Consider the following 19,333-nt stretch of genomic DNA (forward strand, 5'->3'; position numbering starts at 1 on the left):
TAATTCTTTAGTTTGGTATCATGGTTAAAGAGACATTGATAAATGTAGGAGAGCGGTATGCTAGTCATGGCATAAAAGGGAATATACAGTTGTTAGATATGGAAGAGTTACATATTGATCACGTTTCTTTACAGCATAAGACTAGACAACAAAAAGAAGTACTAAGAGATCAGAAGCACATTGAGCTTTTCTTTTTGTTTCAAGGAGAACACTTTTACCAATCTAATAAAAAACAATGCGTCAATACTTCTACAGGACGTTTTAGTTTTTTTCATCTACCTTATATTGATGGCTCCCTTGCTTTTAACCCTGTTGAAGAAAACTACAGTGCTATAGGCATAGAACTAACATTGCCTTATTTAGAGCGTATGTTTAATGGAGATCTAGAGTTGTTAGGAGACTTTGGTAAATCTTTGTACAGTGAGAGAGAAAGTGCTTTTTCTTCTAACTTAATGATTGTTCCAGAGATGAAGAAGTTACTTCATGACTTAGTCAATAATTCTTATGACGGTATGATGAAGAAGATTTATATGGAGACTAAGATTGTAGAGCTTCTTCTTTTAGTGATTAAGTACAGTGGAGATTATAAATATGACATGGTAAGTGGTTCACTGACGAGAAGTGATGTTGATAAGCTATATTATGTCAGAGAGTTAGTGAGTAATAATCTTCAGAATCCATATTCTTTAAGAGAGCTTTCTAGATTAGCAGGAATTAATGAGTTTAAACTAAAAAGAGGTTTTAAAGAACTGTTCTCTACGACCATTTTTAATCATCTCTATGATGAGCGTATGGAGTTGGGGCAGAAGCTATTGATAGAACAAGATTTGTCTATCGCAGATATTGCTCAACAAGTAGGCTATAAGAACCCAACCCATTTTACAGCTGCTTTTAAGCGCAAGTTTAATGAGTTGCCTAAAGATGTAAAGAGTGGTAATTTTGTTCAGTTTTAACCCAAAATACGTGATAGACCTATTAACGAGAGTAAATTATACAAAACAGCTCTGAATTTATGAAAAAAGCATACTATAGTATGCTTTTAGAAGAAATGAAAGAGATGTAAAATAGAATTTATTCGTAGTATCGGGCGAATGCGGATTCTGGGGTTAAGAATCAATAGCAATTCTTTTCTTGCTAAAAATAAACAGTGCAGAAGGAGGAAATATCAAAAGTAAGGTGATTGCTTTTAGTATTGTTCTACACTGTTTGAAGTAGCTAGTAATTGGGGTTACTAACCGAATTTTTTACTTCCAGCTACGCATAGAATAACGCCTACAGTTACTGCAATCATAGCTGTGCTTACCTGTTCGTTTAAAAGACTTGCCGCAAGTGCTAGACCAAAGAAAGGTTGTAATAACTGTAGTTGTCCTACAGAGGCAATACCTCCTTGTGCTAATCCTTTATACCAAAATACGAACCCCACAAACATACTAAATATTCCTAGATATGATACTCCTATCCATGCTTCTGTGCTTATTAGAGAAGGTACTTCAGGAGCTGTGATCAGCATAATCGGTATAGATACGGGAAGTGATAATACCACTGCCCAAGAGATTACTTGCCATCCACCAAGTGATTTAGACAGTTTAGCTCCTTCAGCATAACTTAATCCACATAATAAGATAGCGAGAAGCATTAATATATCTCCTATAGGGGAACTTGTAACCCCTTGTAGAAAGGCAAACCCCACTACTAATAGACATCCAAGTATCGAGAATAACCAGAAGATAGACTTTGGTTTTTCTCCACCTCTCCATACCGCAAATACAGCAGTACACATCGGTAATGTCCCTAAGAACACTAGTGAATGTGCTGAGGTGATATACTGTAACGCTAATGCGGATAATAAAGGAAATCCAATAACTCCGCCTATAGCGACTATAAATAAAGGCAATAATTGTTTTTTAGTAGGTCTTTTTTCTTTAAAGACAAGTAGACATAACAGCGCTAATACACCAGCAATACCTGCTCTAGCTGCTGTTACAAATATTGGGTCTAATTCTAGTACAGCTACTTTAGTAGCAGGCATAGAACCACTGAATAGTAGTACTCCTATGAATCCATTGATCCAACCACTTGTTGAAGTTTGTTGTGCTGAATCAATTACACTAGTTTGTTTCATTTTCTTGATGTTTTATTTTTTAACAAAAATATACTGTATTAGTATGTAGTACAGTATCAATTTTGTAATTTTGAAAGGACACAGTTGAGATTGTTATGGAACAGAATTATTTGTATTTGAATATAGCAGATGCTATTGCTAGTCAGATTAGAGCAGGAGTACTAAGAGCAGGAGACAGACTTCCTTCTGTAAGAATGTTGTGCACAGAACATCAAATTAGTATGAATACAGCCAAACGAGTGTATTTAGAATTAGAGACGCAAGCATTAATAGAGTCTAAGCCTCAGTCAGGCTATTTTGTAAGTAACCTATCCTATACGGATATTCCTTTGCCTCAGCCGAGTAACCCTATCTTTTTAGCAAATAATAAGGAGCCTAAGGAGATTATTCGCAAGGTATATTCTAATATGGGAAATAGAAAGCTGACCTTATTCTCGTACAGTACACTATATGATGAGTTTTTGCCTTTGGCCAAAATGAAGAAAGAGATTATAGCAGCCTCTAGATCATTAGTAGATGGAGGGATAGAATATGATTCTGTACAGGGCAATCTTAATTTGAGGAGAATGATCGCGCAGCGTTCTATCACTTGGGGAGGTAGTCTTAAAGAAGAAGATATTATTACGACTAATGGAAGCATGAGCGCTATTTCGTTGTGTTTATTAGCATTGGGTAAACCTGGAGACACCATTGCAATAGAAAGCCCTTGCTACCCAGGTATCTTTCAGCTAGCTATTGATTTAGGATTTAAGGTGATTGAGTTACCCACAGATCCAGTTTCTGGTATTGATGTGCAGTCTCTTAGAGATGCAGTAGAGCATATCGATATGTGTCTATTGATCTCTAATTATAATACCCCATTAGGTAGTTGTATGCCTGATGAGAATAAGAAGGAAATAGTAGAACTCTTAGAGAAACACGATATCCCATTGATAGAGGATGATGTCTATGGGGATATGTACTTTGGTAATCACCGTCCTAAATGTTGTAAAGCATTTGATAAGACAGGTAATGTGATCTGGTGTAGTTCTGTATCTAAGACCTTGACTCCTGGATATCGCGTAGGGTGGGTGTCACCTGGTAAGTATAAGAATAAGATCATGCATCAAAAGTTAGTACATCTAATCTCTACGCCTCCTTTAATGCAAGAAGCTGTAGCTAGCTTTATGCGCTCAGGCAATTATGATAAGCACCTGCGAAAACTTAGAAAAGAGATCTATAGCAATTATCAGAAATATTTGAATACCATTATTACTAGTTTTCCATTGGGTACTAAGGTTAATCGTCCTCAAGGTGGATTATCACTATGGATTGAGTTTGATCCTTCTATTGAGGCGATGGATTTATATGACTTAGCTATTGCGGAGGGCATTAGTATAGCCCCAGGTAGAATGTTTACAGTACAAGAGCAATTCGAGAACTGTATCAGACTGTGCATAGGCTTGCCTTGGTCAGAGGATGTAGAAGCCAAATTAAAAAGAGTAGGAGAGTTGAGTAAACAATTATTGAGGAAATAAGAAGACTTTCTAGTTTAATAATTTAAGTGATTTTGTTTTTTAAATAGAAATACATGTAATTATTTGTTAAAATAAATGAATTTAGTTTTGTGTTGAAATATTTTTTGATTTTATTCGTTTTAATTAAATAAAACTCAAAAACTTTATTTCACAATTATGAAATTATACTCTTTAACTGAATTGAACGATGTTTTAAATGGCGTTGTTGTAGGAAGTACATTAAGACAGATTAGTACAGCTGAGCAGTTGGAAAAAGCCAAAGAATGTCAAGTCTCATTTATAGGTAATAAAAAGTACGAACGCTTATGGGGGGAATCAAAAGCCCCTATTGCTATTGTAAATAAAGATATTTCTATTCTACCAGGTATAGATAGGGCGTTTATTAAAGTAGATAATGTTGATTTAGCATTAGCGAAGTTACTTACACTATTTGCGCCTAAGATGCCTGTTTTTAAAGAAGATATTCACCCTAATGCTACGATAGATAGCACAGCAATAATAGGTGAAGGAGCTAAAATAGCAGCTGGTTGTGTAATCGGTGAAAATGTTATAATCGGAAAAAATGTAAAGATGTATCCTAATGTCACTGTATTAGATGACAGTACGATTGGTGATAATACGATATTGTGGTCTGGTGTCATTGTGCGTGAGCGCAGTCATATCGGACATAACTGTATTTTACATCCTAACGCAGTGATTGGAGCTGATGGATTTGGTTTCTGTCCGTCTCCTGAGTTAGGGTTAGTGAAGATACCTCAGATCGGTAATGTAGTTATCGGTAATTATGTTGAGATAGGAGCGAATTCATGTGTAGATAGAGGAAAGTTTAGCGCTACCATTATTGGAGATGGTTGTAAGATTGACAATCTTGTTCAGATAGGACATAATTGTGAGTTAGGAAAATTCTGTATCATGGCTGGTAATAGTGGTTTAGCAGGTTCAGTTACACTAAAAGACTTTGTGGTGATAGGAGGTAGTGCTTCTATTAAAGATCACGTTACTATCGGGCAGGGTGCTGTAGTAGGAGCTGGATCAGGAGTGACTGGAGATGTAGAAGCAGGTAAGACAGTATTAGGTTACCCTGCTCAAGAAGCAAAAACAACGTTGAGACAATGGGCTGCACTAAAGCAATTGGTAACCAATAGAACAAAGAACTAATCTTTTAACCCAAAATACGCAATAGACATATAAACGAAAAGTAATTATACGAAATAGGTCTGAATTAGTGACAAAAGTATACACTAGTATGGTTTTAGAGCTAATGAAAAAGCTATGAAGTAGAATGGTTTTGCAGTATTTAGGTTTAATAATAATCTATAAGCGACTAACTGATAAGGGTTAGTCGCTTTTTTTATATACCTCTATTTGTGATGAATCATTTATTAATCTTGATAGATTCTATTGATATACTGTAAGGCATTCTTAGCTTCTTCTATATTTACTTTTAGGACAAGTCGTTTACCTAGTTCTATTTGTAGTTCTTGAAAGAAAGTAGTCATGGTGTGAAAGGCTTCCCATGTATTTTGAATATTAGCATTGCTATAGGTTCTTAATACCTTGTTATAGTCTTCATCGCTTAAGTAGTTCTTAATGAATTTACCTGATTTGCCTATAGAAACGCTAAAATGGTGTTCACTTCCTATTTTCCAAGCTAGTAACTGTAAGAACATAGGACGGACGACAGACTCCATCATATCTTTTGCATATACTCTTTCTTCTCTAGCCAGTCCCTTAGCGACATTAGTAGAACACCACCAAAACTCATTACACACTTCTGTAAACTCCCGTTGAGTAGGGCGTTGTACATGATAGTCGTTATCAGAAGACTTAGGTATATCTTTAAATATTCCATCTTTGTCTAGCCATACGATAGAGAGACTGTCTTTTTTATACTGCTCTAATTGATCTACTGGGAATAGGGTAAGGTCTAATCTACTACCATCTTCATAAATCATTAAATAAGCATACGAAATAGAAGAAATAACCTCTTCGTTACCTAAGTGCATATCATCTGGTAATTGTTGTATGGCAGGCTGTCCAAAGGTTTTGTAGACAATACCCTCTTTCTTGATACTTTCTATATCAGTCACCATATAGATGATATCATAATCTTGGTACTGATCAGGAGTAACCATAGGGTTAGCCCTTGAACCATTGAGAATAACAGCTCTAATGTGGTCATCTTGTTTGGCTAATTGAAGGATCTCTGTTTGTAATGGTGAAGCCATATAGGTGTTTTTAAGACGAATAAGCAAGATAATTAAATTAAAATGATTCACAGTGGTGTTTTTAGGAGTAGAATAAAGTTTTTTAATAGTCTAGCATTGCCACTCAAATACAATACTATTACTCAATAACTATAAAATCCATAGATAAGGACGTATATCTCACTTGATCTGCATAGCCATTAAGAAGAAAGTTCTACATTAGGAAGAGGTACTACGAGGTAGTAAATGCCTGTGTGTAGCTCTAATTGAAGATAGTTACTGCTCGTTTTTATTCTTCAAAAATAGCAGTGGTCACATAGTTATCGCATAGTGATGGCATACTGCTCGCATATTTTTGCCTGCTTTTTATGCGATCACTATGGGATCAAACTACAATCAGTATATCATCATAGCTATACACAGGGTATCAGGGGGATAAGTCAACGACTTCTAATGCTGAGTTCTGAAGTACAAGAAGTGTTGTCTTCCTTTTTAATGAATCTAAATAATACTCCTTCTTGCGTCTTTTATATTCCTTTTAGCGTCAGTACTCAGGCAAAGGGATGCCTACTTTTGCCCTATCAATAAGAGAGATAGTCTTCCACAGAGCTATTCTATAAGAGAGATCAAGATGAAAATACCATACCTTACTTTATCCTTAATCGCTGTTTTATCATTTAATTCTAAATCTGTTTTTGCACAGCAAGATACTTTACAAAATACGGGGTTAAATGAAGTGATTATTCAGAGAGAGACTAAAGCCGAAAAAGAAAGTCGTCAACCTATACGTGCTACTGTACTTGATGTAAAAGCGATGAAACAACAGCCGTCTAGTGTGATAGAGCTGATGAACAGAACAGTAGGTGTACGAGTGAGACAAACAGGGGGATTAGGTAATGCTACTAATTTGATGCTAAACGGTTTTGAAGGAAAGGCGATAAAGTATTTTAAGGATGGGGTTCCGATGGATTATTTAGGGAATGCCTTTAGTTATTCTATTGTACCGCCTACGATGATTGATCGCATTGAGATCTATAAAGGGGTGGTACCTGTAGCCTTAGGGGCAGATGCATTAGGAGGAGCAGTTAATATCGTAACGAAAGAGCCTGAAAGTAATCAATCTGTAGATGTATCTTATCAGATAGGTTCTTATAACACTCATAGAGGTACCGTAAACGCTTATTTTCAAGATAAAAAGACAGGCTTATTCGGAGGAGTAAATACTTTTATTAATTACTCTGATAACAATTATAAAGTCAATGTGCCTTACACTGATCCAGAAACGGCACAGGTAAGTAGAGAAAAACACAAACTGTTTCACAACCGTTTCTCTAATGGATTTGTAGAAGGGTTTGTGGGAGTGAAGAACAAGACTTGGGCAGATGAATTGCGTTTGACTGTAAGTAGCTTTTACATTAATAAACAGCACAATTACGGGATGACGATGAACTATCCATTCGGAGGAGTGACGAGTAATATGAATTCTGTAGTGCCAACACTTCGCTATCGCAAGGCTTTTTTAGATAAAGACTTGAAGTTAGATCAATTCCTTGTCTATAATACACTGCATTCTAGTTATACAGATACGATTAAAGGGTTTTACGACTGGAGAGGGAAGTTCACTCCAGTACCTAGTAAGAATGGAGAAGCGACTACTAGTGGGAGTATCAAAAAGTTACGTTATTATAACTTCGTATCTCGTACTAATCTATCTTACCGATTAGACAATGGGTTTATAGAGTTAAACTCTGTTTACAATACCTCTACTCGTCGTGGTTCTGACCCTTACGGAGAGAAATTTCCTTTCTCTAAGATAGATATGTTACAGCGTTCTGTAGTATTCCAAAAGTGGATTACAGGGTTAAACTGGAGATTATATGCCTTAGATGATCGTCTGACGAATGACTTATCAGCGAAGTATTATTACCTGCGTACAGAAGGGTATGAGAGTGCGCATGGAGACACTTCTATGGAGCAGAAAAGATCTAAAACAAAAGGGAACTGGGGTGTATCAGAGTCGTTAAAATATCAGATTAACGATCGTATGTATGCTAGATTCTCAGGAGAAGTAGCCGTGCGTCTACCAGAGCAAGAAGAGTTTTTCGGAGATGGAACATTCACGCGTACCAATTTTGCTTTAAAACCAGAAAAGAGTTGGAACTATAATCTAGGATTTAACTATAATAATCAAACCAATTTCATGACAGAGGTCAATGTGTTCTACAGAAGAACACATGATATGATCATGCTGTTAAACACGGGTATTTTTGGTAGTTACGAGAACATAGAAAAGATAAAAGGAGTTGGAGTAGAGGTAGATGCAGCATATTCTCCATTAAAGTGGTTGAGACTGTCTGGTAACGTGACGTATCAAGACTTTAGATTATATGATAAAGAAGACAAGACGTATGAGGGTTCTCGCCTGAGAAATACACCTTATTTCTTTGCTAATCTTGGTCTGCGTACTTCACATGACAATGTATTCAAGGCAGGAGATAAATTCTCGTTTTATTACAACTACAGTTTTGTAAAGGCTTATTACCTAGACTTTATTCCTAAAGAATTTGAACCTAGTGGTTTCTTAGGATTATGGGGAAAAGCACAGGTTAATGCAGAAGCCTATGTAATCCCTGATCAGAATTTACATTCTACAGGAGTGGTGTGGAGTTATTCACCTAAACTGTCTTTCGGTTTAGAAGCTAAGAACTTGTTTAACAGTGAAATATTTGACAATTATAAAATACAAAATGAAGGATTTAGTCTTCATTTTAAAGTGAATATGTCTCTTTAGGAGAGTAAACAGGAAATAGGGGATTGAAAATGAGGAATAGATAGACTTAAGCAGATAGTTTATTTCTAATTAATAATGTTTATCTCTCTGTGATAGATAATCTTGCGAAGCGACCTTACGGCCTTAACGGATAAGCGAGTGTCAATAGAAGTAAATTCTTAGAGACAAAATTCTGTTTGACTGAAAGGAGTTCATTTTGTCTCAGAATTTGCTTCGTAGATTGACCGTTTAGGAGTTATAGCCTTGACTTTTTTTGTTACTTTTTTGTGTTAAGATAAAAAAGTAAATAAATAAAAGCGTAGCGAATCAAGCTTTGTAAAAAAAAACATATTGAGCTAAATATAGAATTAATATAGAGTTTATTCCTTTAAAAACAGAAAATTAATAAAGCGAAGTTGTAATTCGTGTTAAACCATAATAAAATCTATTAAAATGAAAAAAAGCATTTTTAGTACTAAAACGATAGGAGCATTAGCTATGGCAGGGTTATTTGCTTTTGCATCATGTTCATCAGATGATAATTCAAGTTCAGAGCTTACTAAACCAGTTGAGCCAACGAAGACATCTTATGCGCTATTAACAGCTACATTAGGAGTACAGCCATTCGTAGGATACTTATCTAACTATGATAAAATGCCTGAAGGAGATTTAGACAATATCCATAAGGGGTCATTACAGATAAAAGGGAATGGAATGAAAGCGTATGGAGAATGGGTATTCCAACGTCTTCAACTAGGACGTGTGTCTTCTCCTGATGACGGTATCTTGAGATATTCTATTAATGCAGACGGTTCTTTATCAGAGACAGGTAGAATCACAGGTATGTCTTCTAACTTTTATGTACATGATAAAACGACTGGATACTATGCTGATATAGGAAGAGGATTGTTAAAGATACAAGTATTCAATCCTTCTACAATGCAGCGTACAGGAGAAATAGACCTTTCTGTAGTAGAAGATAAAAAAGCAGAATACCAAGCTGTGGGATCTCGCTTTATCGCGTCTAAAGATGGAAAATTATATGTAGATATCATCACAGGTTCTAAAGATGGACAAGGTAGTCAGATGAAAGACCCTGCTCCAGGATATATCAAACTAGCAGTGATCGACATCGCTACTGGTAAATATGAAAAAACGATTCAAGATAACCGTATCAGCTATGTAGGATATGGTGGTAACGCGAATCAAATGTGGACTATGGGAGACGATGGAGCGCTATATATGTGTTCTCATGGGTTCGGAGTAAATGGAGCGACTAATGGTTCTGCTATTGTTAGAATTAAAAAAGGAACAACAGAAATAGATAAAGATTGGATCATTAAGATTGATGATTATGTAAAGAATACTACAGTAGGTTCAGTAGGGGTAAAAGATGGTAAGCTATATACAGCATGGAGTGATAAAGCATTCTCATACACAGATATTTTGCCAAACCCTAATTTTACATACTATGCTTTTGATAAAGAGAATATTGCTGCAGGACCAAAAGCTGTAGAGGGAGCGCCTAAATCTACTTATGCATTCCAAGATGCTCAAGCGATTACTACAATAGATGGTAAAGTGTACTTCAGAGTAGTGAATAACAAAGATTATAACGGATACTATGTATTAGGATCTGATAATGTAGCTAAACCTGCGTTTAACATCGGTAAAGGTGGTCAAGTATGGGGCTTAGTGAAATTAGAAAAATAATAAGTTTAATTATTTAGAACTCTCCATAGAGTTTGGATGCAATAGTAGAGGAGTTTTCTTCTCTACTATTCCTTTTTTATAGTTTTTTAGGGAACGGGAAACGGGGAACAGGAAACAGGAACAGGAAATTGGGAACGGGGAACAGGAAACAGGAACAGGAAATTGGGAACGGGAAACAGGAAATTGGGAACGGGAAACAGGAAAAAGGGAAATGGGAAACAGGAAACAGGGAACAGATGGCATGGTAGTTCAAAGTCAGGAGACTTTGTAGCGAGAACAGAACAAAAAACGATTTCACAGTTTCACGATTTCACAAAACAACAAAACAACAAAATCACAAAATCACAAAAACAATAATATGGCAACAGATAATGTGCTATGGCGTATCGTAAAACCAGTCAAGAAGAAGCTAAACTTTGCAATGGCTCTTTCTGTGGGTTCTACTTTATTGACAATAGCCAATTTAATAATATTAAGTTACCTAATTAATGCACTGTATCACGGAAATACAACACAATTGTTGTATCTATTCGGAGCGATGATCTTATGTGTAGTAGTTAGTTATGTATTACGTCTAAAGTCATTTGACGTATCCCATTACGCAGCTTTTGATTTAGAAGCTATTTTGCGTAAGAATATCAGTCACCATATGGCGAAGTTACCATTGGGGTTCTTGACTGAGACAGGTTCAGGAGCATTGACTAAAATCTTAAATGAAGATGTTCGTTTATTACATGGATTTGCGGCAGATAGTACCCCTTTATTTGTGCGTACGTATGCCTTTCCAGTAGTTACTTTGGTTGCATTATTTTGGTTTGATTATAGAGTAGCACTAGTTTGTCTAGCTATTCTTATTGTAGGGCTTGGGTTCTTAGCATTAGCGATGAAGAATAAGACAGAAGTAACACATCAATTTAATAAAGCAAAAGAAGATATTAATGTAGCTGTGATAGAGTATGTACAGGCAATGCCAGTAGTACGTGTATTCGATGGTGGAGAGAAGTCATTTGTGCGTTATGAGAACGCTTTACAACGCTATTTATCTATTATCACTTTGTGGTTTAAGGAAAACGGATTGAATGCTAAGTTGTCGATGTTTATTTTAAACCCGCTACCTACATTTATTATATTACTTGTGCTAGGAACGTATTGGTTCCAAGAGGGGTCTTTGAGTTTTGTGTCTTTTGTAGCCTCTTTATTATTGGGGACAGGAATGATAGAGTCTATTTTGCCTTACCGAAGTTTGACTAATGTGATCTCTAGAGCTGCAATCAGCGCAAAGCGTATAGAAGAATTACTAGAAGTAGAGCCTTTAACTTCTACAGGAGAACAAATTTCTGTAAATGATACAACCATAGAGTTTGACAAGGTATCTTTTACTTACCCTGGTAGAGAGGACAAGGCATTAAATAATATCAGTTTTACGGTGAAGCCAGGTACTTTTACTGCTATTACAGGAGCATCAGGAGCAGGAAAGTCTACTGTAGCTCGTTTGTTACCTCGTTTTTGGGATGTTAACGAAGGAGAGATAAAACTGGGCGGAACAGATATCCGCCAATTAAAACCTGAGGTATTATTAGATACGATATCATTTGTGTTTCAAGACAACTTTATCTTCTCTGATACGATTGCTAACAATATCAGAATGGGCGCAGAGGAAGCTACCTTAGAAGAAGTGATGGAAGCAGCTAAGGCTGCCCAAATACACGATTTTATTATGCAACTTCCTGATGGGTATGAGACCTTAGTAAAAGAAAGAGGAAATAACTTCTCAGGTGGACAGAAGCAACGTCTAGCGATTGCTAGAGCTATCTTGAGAAATAAACCTATTCTTATCTTGGATGAGGTAACTTCATTCTCAGATACAGAAAACGAACTATTACTGATGCGTGCTTTCCGCAATCTGATGAAGGACAAAACAGTCATTATGATCGCTCATAGATTAGAGACAATCAAGAATGCGGATCAGATAATTGTGATGGATAAGGGAAGCATTAGCGAGATAGGAACACATGAACAATTAGCCGCTAATCAAGGAATATACCAAGCGATGTGGCAATCGTATACACAAGCGAGAAATTGGCATATTAAATCAGATAAGTAATAGAGATGAGTAAAGTACAAACAAATAAGAGCAGTTCTTTTATCGGTATATTATCTAACCTGATTAAAGCAGCAGGTCCGATGGATGGACGACTGCGAATGAGTTTAATATTGATATTGTTGTCTTCTGTTTTTCAAGGAGCAGCTTATACTTGCTTTTACCCTATTTTTATGAATATAGGGAAGGGAAAGCCTGAGCAAGTATGGTTTTACATCTGGATAGCATTAGGCTTCGTCGTGATTAGTGCTATCTGTAGATGGATAGGGCAAGACTATGACTATGGAGGTTTTTCTTCACAGGCACAGTATGACCTTCGCAAGAGACAAGGGGAGAAATTAAGAGAGATGCCTTTAGAATTTTTATCTAATAAACGCTCTGGAAAGTGGAGTGCCGTGATTAGTAATAATGTAGATGAGGTGATTTCTTACACCATTACAGTGTCAAGTTTGATGATGTATGGAGTGATTACACCTATATCAGTAGGGCTGATGACTTTCTTCTTTGACTGGAAGATAGCGATCGTTATCTTGATTTTATTCCCTGTGATCATCCCGTTATATCGCTGGAGAAAACCTGCTTATGACCGTGGAATGTATTACCTAAATGAAGTACACTCTGAACTAAATGCAGAGTCTATAGAGTTTATCCAAGGCTTACCTGTGCTTAAGGCAAGTAATGGTATAGAGCGTATCGTAGTTCGTTTAAACAAAAGCATTGATAAAGTAAGAGAAGTGCAAATCTTCGGACATGGCAAAGGGAGTACTCCTAACCTGATTATTACTTCTGCTTTAGAAGTAGGGATGTTAGTATCATTGGGATTGGGAATATTGTTTGTGCTAAAAGCAGATAGCAATATGATGGTCATGACAGCCTTAATGATTATTGTGATTCGTTTTTCAGAGTTGATCTCTAGCTTTGTACCAATGACTATGATATTTAGCCTGATGGAAGCAGGATATAAGCAAATCACAGCGATGTTAACTGCTCCTGTCTTAGAAGTAAAGACACCTCAAACGAAACCAACTTCTTATGGTATAGAGTTTAAAGAAGTAGACTTCTATTATGAAGATGCTCAAGAAAAGACTTTGTCTAATATCAACTTATCTATTGCACCGAAGTCTATTGTAGCTTTAGTAGGACCTTCAGGTTCGGGTAAGACTACGCTGGCAAGAATGATTATGCGCTATGCAGATTGTCAGAAGGGGAGCATTAGTATAGGAGGAGTTGATATTGCTAATTTGAGTCAAAACGATTTGTTGAGTATGATCTCTGTGGTATTCCAAGAGGTTTATTTATTTGATGATACCATAGGTAACAATATCCGTATGGCGAAACCTACTGCTACTCAAGAAGAAATAATAGATGCTGCTAAGCGTGCTCAATGTCATGACTTTATCAGTCAATTGCCTAAAGGGTATGACACACCTATAGGAGATATGGGAAATACCTTATCAGGTGGAGAACGCCAACGTATCTCTATTGCGAGAGCACTGCTGAAGAACAGCCCGATAGTCATTCTAGATGAACCAACGTCTTCTCTAGACTCTTTAAGCGAACTAGCCGTACAGCGTGCTATCGATGAGCTAGTGAAAGAGAAGATTGTGATTATCATTGCACATAGGTTATCTACAGTCAGAGGCGCGGATAAGATATGTGTGTTAGAAAAAGGTCAGATAGTAGAGGAGGGGACACATGAAGCCTTAATGATAAAACAAGGTAAATACTGTGACCTATGGGAAGCTGAGAAGCAAATAGAGGCTTTGTTTTAAGAAGAAATAGCAATTGTATTATATAGATTAGAAGGACTAAGGACAGATAGTAGACTCATTTGATAAGCTTACCCCAAGTTCGCTTTTCCTTAGTTCCTTTTATGTAAAAGCCTGTGATATTATATCACAGGCTTTTTTGTTTTAAGTAGGTTGAGATAAGAAGGAATTACTTTATAATCAGAATAAATAGTATGGGCTTAATATAGTAAATAACTAATAATTAGTTTTTTAGTATGGTTTTCTGTATTTTGTGTACGGGATGTCAAAAAAATACTGAATGACTATAAAATAGTAAAAAAAGCTAAGTGATTTTAGTTTATTTTTGCGCCTTTAATTTTTATTTGCTTTATAAAAAAATGCCACAAGAATTACAGTTACAAGTTCTTCCTGAAGTTGCAGGTACAGCTGATTTATTGACGCAGTACGTTGCAAACCATGTGAAGTGTTCTCCAAAGGACATTAAGCATATCACGATCTTAAAGAGATCTATCGATGCGAGACAACGCACCGTAAAGATTAATTTAAAGGTTGCTGTTTTTTTTGCCGATGAGGATGTCGTGCACAGACATATTGATTTTCCAGAGTATAAAAATGTAAAGGATGCTCCACGTGTTATCGTGGTAGGAGCAGGACCTGCGGGTTATTTTGCAGCATTACAACTAATCGAGTTAGGGGTAAAACCTATTGTAGTCGAAAGAGGAAAAGATGTGCGAGGTCGTCGTCGTGATTTGAAAGCAATAAATATCGATCATATCGTTGATCCGGATTCGAACTACTGTTTCGGAGAAGGAGGAGCGGGAACTTACTCAGATGGTAAGTTGTATACACGTTCTAAAAAGCGTGGTGATGTCAATCGTATACTAGAGCTATTAGTAGCCTTCGGAGCATCACAAGATATATTAGTAGAAGCACATCCACATATCGGAACGAATAAACTTCCGAAGATTATGCAGGATATGCGTGCTAAGATTGAGGAGTTTGGTGGTGAAGTGTTATTTGAGAAAAGAGTAGTAGACTTTGTGATCAAAGGAAATGAAATAGAAGGAGTTAAACTACACAATGGAGACCTAATCGAAGCAAAGAAAATAATCTTAGCTACAGGACACTCTGCTCGTGATATCTATGAATTACTAAACCGTAAGAAAGTCTTGATAGAAGCAAAGCCTTTTGCCCTAGGAGTACGTGCAGAGCACCCACAGACGCTGATAGACAAGATACAGTACTCATGTGATTACAGAGGAGAGTTTCTTCCTCCAGCACCTTATTCTATCGTGAAGCAGGTCAATGGTCGTGGAATGTATTCATTCTGTATGTGTCCAGGAGGGGTTATCGCACCCTGTGCTACAGCACCAGGAGAAGTCGTAACCAATGGATGGTCACCGTCTAAACGGGATCAAGCAACAGCCAATTCGGGTATCGTAGTAGAATTGCGTTTAGAAGACTTTAAACCTTTTGAAAAGTTCGGAGCTTTAGCAGGTATGGAGTTTCAAAAATCGATAGAACAACAGGCTTATAGGGTAGCTGGAGAGACACAGCGTGTACCTGCACAGCGTATGGTAGACTTCTCTCAGTCTAAAGTATCGGAGTCTATCCCTAAGACGTCTTATCTACCTGGTACGACTTCTATAGAGTTAGGACAGGTATTCCCAGGCTTCTTGACGCAAATAATGAGACAGGGATTCCAAGAGTTCGGCAAGTCGATGAAAGGGTACTTCACAAATGAGGCTATCTTACACGCTCCAGAGAGTAGAACATCCTCTCCAGTGCGTATCCCTCGTGAGGATTATACCTTAGAGCATCCTCAGATCAAAGGACTTTATCCATGTGGAGAAGGAGCAGGGTATGCAGGGGGTATTGTATCTGCTGCCATCGATGGTGAGAAATGTGCGATCATGTGTGTCGAGAGCATGCAGTAATTAATTAAGAATTTAGAATTAGAAATTAGGAGTGTATTGCCTACGGCATTTGGTATATATTATGCAATTTTGGCACTCTATCGGCACACAATCGTAGGGATGTATTACATACATCCGACACCTAGTAAATCATAGTTCTTTTTAAAGACATAAAATTTAATATACAAGCCTAATTACGAGAGTAGTTAGGCTTTTTTTATTTTATAAACGTGTCAACAAGATATAACCAATACTTCTTAAGTCATCATTATACTAGCTACATACTCATTCCTTGTCGACTTCTTCATTTATTCTAGGAGGGGGTAGAGACTAAATTGTTAATGTTTTCAATGTGTCATTCTTTGTCTAGGATAGAAATAGGGAGTTCGGTAACTTTATGAGGGGTGATTTTAGTATGAGGAGGTTTTCCGTAAAACACCACAAAATATTAAAGTTATATTTATAGACAAGAAGTTAAGAATAGGATATGAGATTTAGAATTAAGTTAGAAGCAATAGATAAGGAAAGGATAATACCTGCGAATTATCAATATCCATTATCTGCTGCTATATATAAGATTATAAGTAAAGGAGATAATGACTACGCCACCTTTCTACATCAAGAAGGGTATGGTAAAGGATTGAAGCTTTTTTGTTTTAGTGATATTAAGTGTCCATTTGTTATAGAAGGAGATCGTTTATTATTACAACAAAACGAATTAGAAGTACAAGTGGCTTTTCATTTGCCTGAAGCTATGCAACACTTTGTACAGGGATTATTTGCTTCTGAAAAGATTAATATATCAGATAAAAAATCAAGACAAGATTTTAGAGTAAAAACAATAGAACGCATTAATAATAAACTTAGTGTTTATAAAGAGAATGAGATAGTAAGTATATGTGTAAGACCTATATCTCCTTTAGTAATTGGATTAAAAAGAGAAGATTGGTCTTATGAATATCTAAATCCTGAGCATTCAAGATACCAAGAGATGTTTGTGTATAGCTGGAGAGAAAAGATTAAAGCAGCTTATGGTGAGGAAGAGGCTGATAATGCTTTCTTGGCGATGGAAGTGAAGTTTTATGATAAACCTTATCGAAGTCGTTTAGTAACGATCAAACAAGGTACTCCTCAACAAACAAAAATAAAAGGATATGTCAATTTTAAAATAGAAGTAAAGGGAGAGAGAAGATTTATAGACTTATTACTCAATGCTGGAGGAGGTGTATATAATGCACAAGGATTAGGTTTTTTAGAGATTGTTGAAGAGAAAAAAATATAATTATGATAAAGGAGATAGTAAACTTTATGCGATTATTGCCCGATGACTTTAAAACAATGGGATCGCAACCAAAAGAAGGATTACATATTTTATTACATCAGAAGGTTGATCGTGATCAAATATGTAGTATTGATTTGGTGAATTTTGAGTATGAGATGTACTCTAAGAAAGATGAAGAAGTAAGTCCTTTTTTAGAGGAGTGTAAAATACGTCATCAGAATGCTTGGTGTATAGATACCAACAAATGTTTTGATTTACCAATTAAAGCAATTCATAGTTGTTCTCCTTTTATGGTAGCATTTAAAAGAGAACATTTAAAAGGGGGGACTAAGTATTTAGCGAATGCTGGGGGAAAAAAGAAACAGATATATGAAAGATTTGTTGATTACTTTGAGAAGGCTTTTGCATTGTTTGATAATGATAATGAAAAGCATAAGTATGAAGTTTATCGAAACTTTTTTACACAAGAACAATTTGTTACTATTATTGAGAGAATAGAGAGAAACTTTGATATAGAGCGAAGTAATCTATTGACTAAGAAAGAAGAAATAAATGAACTTTTAAAAAAAACTATAGATAAGGTTGAAAAGGAGAATATTAAATTAGAACTAAAGAAATTAGATCAATCGTTATTGAAATTACGCGACTTATCGGATGGAGAATATTTAATATTCTATTTAGATTTACCAGTAGATCAATACAAATCTGTACATAAAAAGTATTTAGATGATAAATTGTTTAATACAGATAAGTATAATACTCCACCTGATGAAAGTGGAATTATTTATGGAACAAGTAATTTTATGAATGGCTTTAATAGTAATATGCCCTTTCTAATGCATCAGTCTGCAAGTTTTGACATAACAGGACGTATTACTAATGAAGAAGCTAAATTACTTCATGAATTTAAAGGGGTATTGCCAAATAAAGTATTGCCTAATCCATTGCCTTTGTTTGTGTACAAAGATGAATTGAATGGTGATATGGTAAGGATTTTGCGTGAGAATGGATTCAAATTAGGCTATCAGGAGATCATACAAAAAATGGTGAATGAGAAGAATAGTGATCTTAGTAATTATTATTTGTTGTATTGGCAAAATACAAAAGATGGTCTTGTATTTAAGGATTATGATTTCATATCTAATTTTGAATATAAATTTGGTACAATTGATAGTAATAAGTTATGTGTTGAAAACTTGTTTGAAGCTTATGATGATAAAAAATTAAAGGGTAACGTGGTAATCACTGATGTGTTTCATTTGGAAAATGTTGTGTTTAAACCTTTAATAGGAAATAAATATCATAAGGTAGATTGTTTCTCAGATTTGAATACAGATGGTTATGAAATATTACCAAACACTTTTGTTTCATATTCTAAGTATAGAAAAGTAGTTTATGACTATGTATATAAATCACAAAGACAAGTTATAGATTATAATGTGTTTTATGAAATGGTTTTTAATTCTATAAAAGATAGTATAAAGAACGGTTATATAAATTCAGTCAAGGAAAAACTAAATATTTGGTATAGTGTACAACATCATTTTAATCAACAAAATAAAGAATATATGGGAAGTAAATTAAAAGAATATCAGAGTTTTGTAAATGAACTCATTTCGGAAGAAGGATTACAAATGAAAGCAAATGATGAGCATTTTGCTTTTACAGCAGGTATGGTAATTAGTTATATTTTGAATAAAAGTAAATCAGCAGACAATAGCTATTTATTGTTAGAACCTTATTTGCAACAAGCAAAGTGTAGTGAGTTTAAAAAAGCGATTGCTAATGATTTTGCTCGTTATAAACATGAGAATTTCTCAAGAAGTTTTGAGAGAGCAGCTGCATTTGTATTAAGTTATGAAACAGAGGTTAATTTAAAGAAGTTAATGCCTGAGATCTTATCAGGTGTTTTTGCAAAAAATCAATTATACAGTTCTAAATAAAAAAATATAGT

12 protein-coding genes are annotated in these 19,333 nt (G+C 35.6%); 10 read left to right on the forward strand and 2 right to left on the reverse strand.

Translation table 11 applies throughout. From position 1 onward, the window contains the following. The first annotated feature begins 20 nt into the window (after window positions 1–20). Window positions 21–953 carry a helix-turn-helix domain-containing protein gene (locus MODO_RS12880; protein WP_006258380.1) on the forward strand — a complete coding sequence of 311 codons (933 nt, stop codon included), beginning with the start codon at window positions 21–23 and terminating at the stop codon, window positions 951–953. 278 nt (window positions 954–1,231) lie between these two features. Here MODO_RS12880 and MODO_RS12885 read toward each other — a convergent pair whose 3' ends face one another. Then, window positions 1,232–2,122: a DMT family transporter gene (locus MODO_RS12885; protein WP_006258379.1), complete on the reverse strand. Its 891-nt coding sequence runs from the start codon at window positions 2,120–2,122 to the stop codon at window positions 1,232–1,234. Window positions 2,123–2,217: 95 nt separating this feature from the next. Here MODO_RS12885 and MODO_RS12890 point away from each other — a divergent pair, with 95 nt between their 5' ends. Both MODO_RS12890 and lpxD read left to right on the forward strand, forming a co-directional pair. Then, a complete protein-coding gene (locus MODO_RS12890; protein ID WP_006258378.1) occupies window positions 2,218–3,639 on the forward strand; it encodes an aminotransferase-like domain-containing protein in 1,422 nt (473 codons plus the stop codon). Window positions 3,640–3,795: 156 nt separating this feature from the next. Beyond that, window positions 3,796–4,797, forward strand: a complete 1,002-nt coding sequence (gene lpxD, locus MODO_RS12895; RefSeq protein WP_006258377.1) for a UDP-3-O-(3-hydroxymyristoyl)glucosamine N-acyltransferase — start codon at window positions 3,796–3,798, stop codon at window positions 4,795–4,797. A 224-nt stretch (window positions 4,798–5,021) separates the two neighbouring features. Here the strand turns inward: lpxD and MODO_RS12900 are convergent, their stop codons facing one another. Continuing rightward, entirely contained in the window at window positions 5,022–5,867 is an 846-nt protein-coding gene (locus MODO_RS12900) for an aminoglycoside 6-adenylyltransferase (protein ID WP_006258376.1), read from the reverse strand. A 610-nt stretch (window positions 5,868–6,477) separates the two neighbouring features. Here MODO_RS12900 and MODO_RS12905 point away from each other — a divergent pair. The 7 genes from MODO_RS12905 to MODO_RS12940 all read left to right on the forward strand — a co-directional run bounded on the left by MODO_RS12905 (window position 6,478) and on the right by MODO_RS12940 (window position 19,322). Then, on the forward strand, window positions 6,478–8,637 hold the full coding sequence (locus MODO_RS12905; protein ID WP_006258375.1) for a TonB-dependent receptor: 2,160 nt from the start codon (window positions 6,478–6,480) through the stop codon (window positions 8,635–8,637). A 432-nt stretch (window positions 8,638–9,069) separates the two neighbouring features. Beyond that, on the forward strand, window positions 9,070–10,329 hold the full coding sequence (locus MODO_RS12910) for a DUF4374 domain-containing protein (protein WP_006258374.1): 1,260 nt from the start codon (window positions 9,070–9,072) through the stop codon (window positions 10,327–10,329). Between the two features lie 358 nt (window positions 10,330–10,687). Further along, complete coding sequence (locus MODO_RS12920) at window positions 10,688–12,433, forward strand: ABC transporter ATP-binding protein (protein ID WP_006258373.1); 1,746 nt, start codon at window positions 10,688–10,690, stop codon at window positions 12,431–12,433. Window positions 12,434–12,438: 5 nt separating this feature from the next. Beyond that, window positions 12,439–14,202: an ABC transporter ATP-binding protein gene (locus MODO_RS12925; protein WP_006258372.1), complete on the forward strand. Its 1,764-nt coding sequence runs from the start codon at window positions 12,439–12,441 to the stop codon at window positions 14,200–14,202. Window positions 14,203–14,558: 356 nt separating this feature from the next. After that, a complete protein-coding gene (locus tag MODO_RS12930; protein WP_006258371.1) occupies window positions 14,559–16,118 on the forward strand; it encodes an NAD(P)/FAD-dependent oxidoreductase in 1,560 nt (519 codons plus the stop codon). A 466-nt stretch (window positions 16,119–16,584) separates the two neighbouring features. Further along, window positions 16,585–17,379, forward strand: coding sequence for a CRISPR-associated endoribonuclease Cas6 (cas6, locus tag MODO_RS12935; RefSeq protein ID WP_006258370.1), 795 nt, complete (start codon window positions 16,585–16,587; stop codon window positions 17,377–17,379). 2 nt (window positions 17,380–17,381) lie between these two features. Then, the gene (locus tag MODO_RS12940) at window positions 17,382–19,322 is read left to right on the forward strand and encodes a hypothetical protein (RefSeq protein WP_006258369.1); all 1,941 of its coding nucleotides are present in this window, start codon (window positions 17,382–17,384) and stop codon (window positions 19,320–19,322) included. Window positions 19,323–19,333: the final 11 nt, after the last annotated feature.

This window comes from Myroides odoratimimus (assembly GCF_001485415.1).
GTDB classification, from domain to species: domain Bacteria; phylum Bacteroidota; class Bacteroidia; order Flavobacteriales; family Flavobacteriaceae; genus Flavobacterium; species Flavobacterium odoratimimum.

What these genes read in the sequence shown, in the direction of transcription:
- MODO_RS12920 (WP_006258373.1), top strand. Translation starts at nt 10,688, where the DNA reads ATGGCAACAGATAATGTGCTATGGCGTATCGTAAAACCAGTCAAGAAG.
- MODO_RS12880 (WP_006258380.1), top strand. Translation starts at nt 21, where the DNA reads ATGGTTAAAGAGACATTGATAAATGTAGGAGAGCGGTATGCTAGTCAT.
- MODO_RS12930 (WP_006258371.1), top strand. Translation starts at nt 14,559, where the DNA reads ATGCCACAAGAATTACAGTTACAAGTTCTTCCTGAAGTTGCAGGTACA.
- lpxD (WP_006258377.1), top strand. Translation starts at nt 3,796, where the DNA reads ATGAAATTATACTCTTTAACTGAATTGAACGATGTTTTAAATGGCGTT.
- MODO_RS12910 (WP_006258374.1), top strand. Translation starts at nt 9,070, where the DNA reads ATGAAAAAAAGCATTTTTAGTACTAAAACGATAGGAGCATTAGCTATG.
- MODO_RS12905 (WP_006258375.1), top strand. Translation starts at nt 6,478, where the DNA reads ATGAAAATACCATACCTTACTTTATCCTTAATCGCTGTTTTATCATTT.
- MODO_RS12940 (WP_006258369.1), top strand. Translation starts at nt 17,382, where the DNA reads ATGATAAAGGAGATAGTAAACTTTATGCGATTATTGCCCGATGACTTT.
- MODO_RS12900 (WP_006258376.1), bottom strand. Translation starts at nt 5,867, where the DNA reads ATGGCTTCACCATTACAAACAGAGATCCTTCAATTAGCCAAACAAGAT.
- cas6 (WP_006258370.1), top strand. Translation starts at nt 16,585, where the DNA reads ATGAGATTTAGAATTAAGTTAGAAGCAATAGATAAGGAAAGGATAATA.
- MODO_RS12890 (WP_006258378.1), top strand. Translation starts at nt 2,218, where the DNA reads ATGGAACAGAATTATTTGTATTTGAATATAGCAGATGCTATTGCTAGT.
- MODO_RS12925 (WP_006258372.1), top strand. Translation starts at nt 12,439, where the DNA reads ATGAGTAAAGTACAAACAAATAAGAGCAGTTCTTTTATCGGTATATTA.
- MODO_RS12885 (WP_006258379.1), bottom strand. Translation starts at nt 2,122, where the DNA reads ATGAAACAAACTAGTGTAATTGATTCAGCACAACAAACTTCAACAAGT.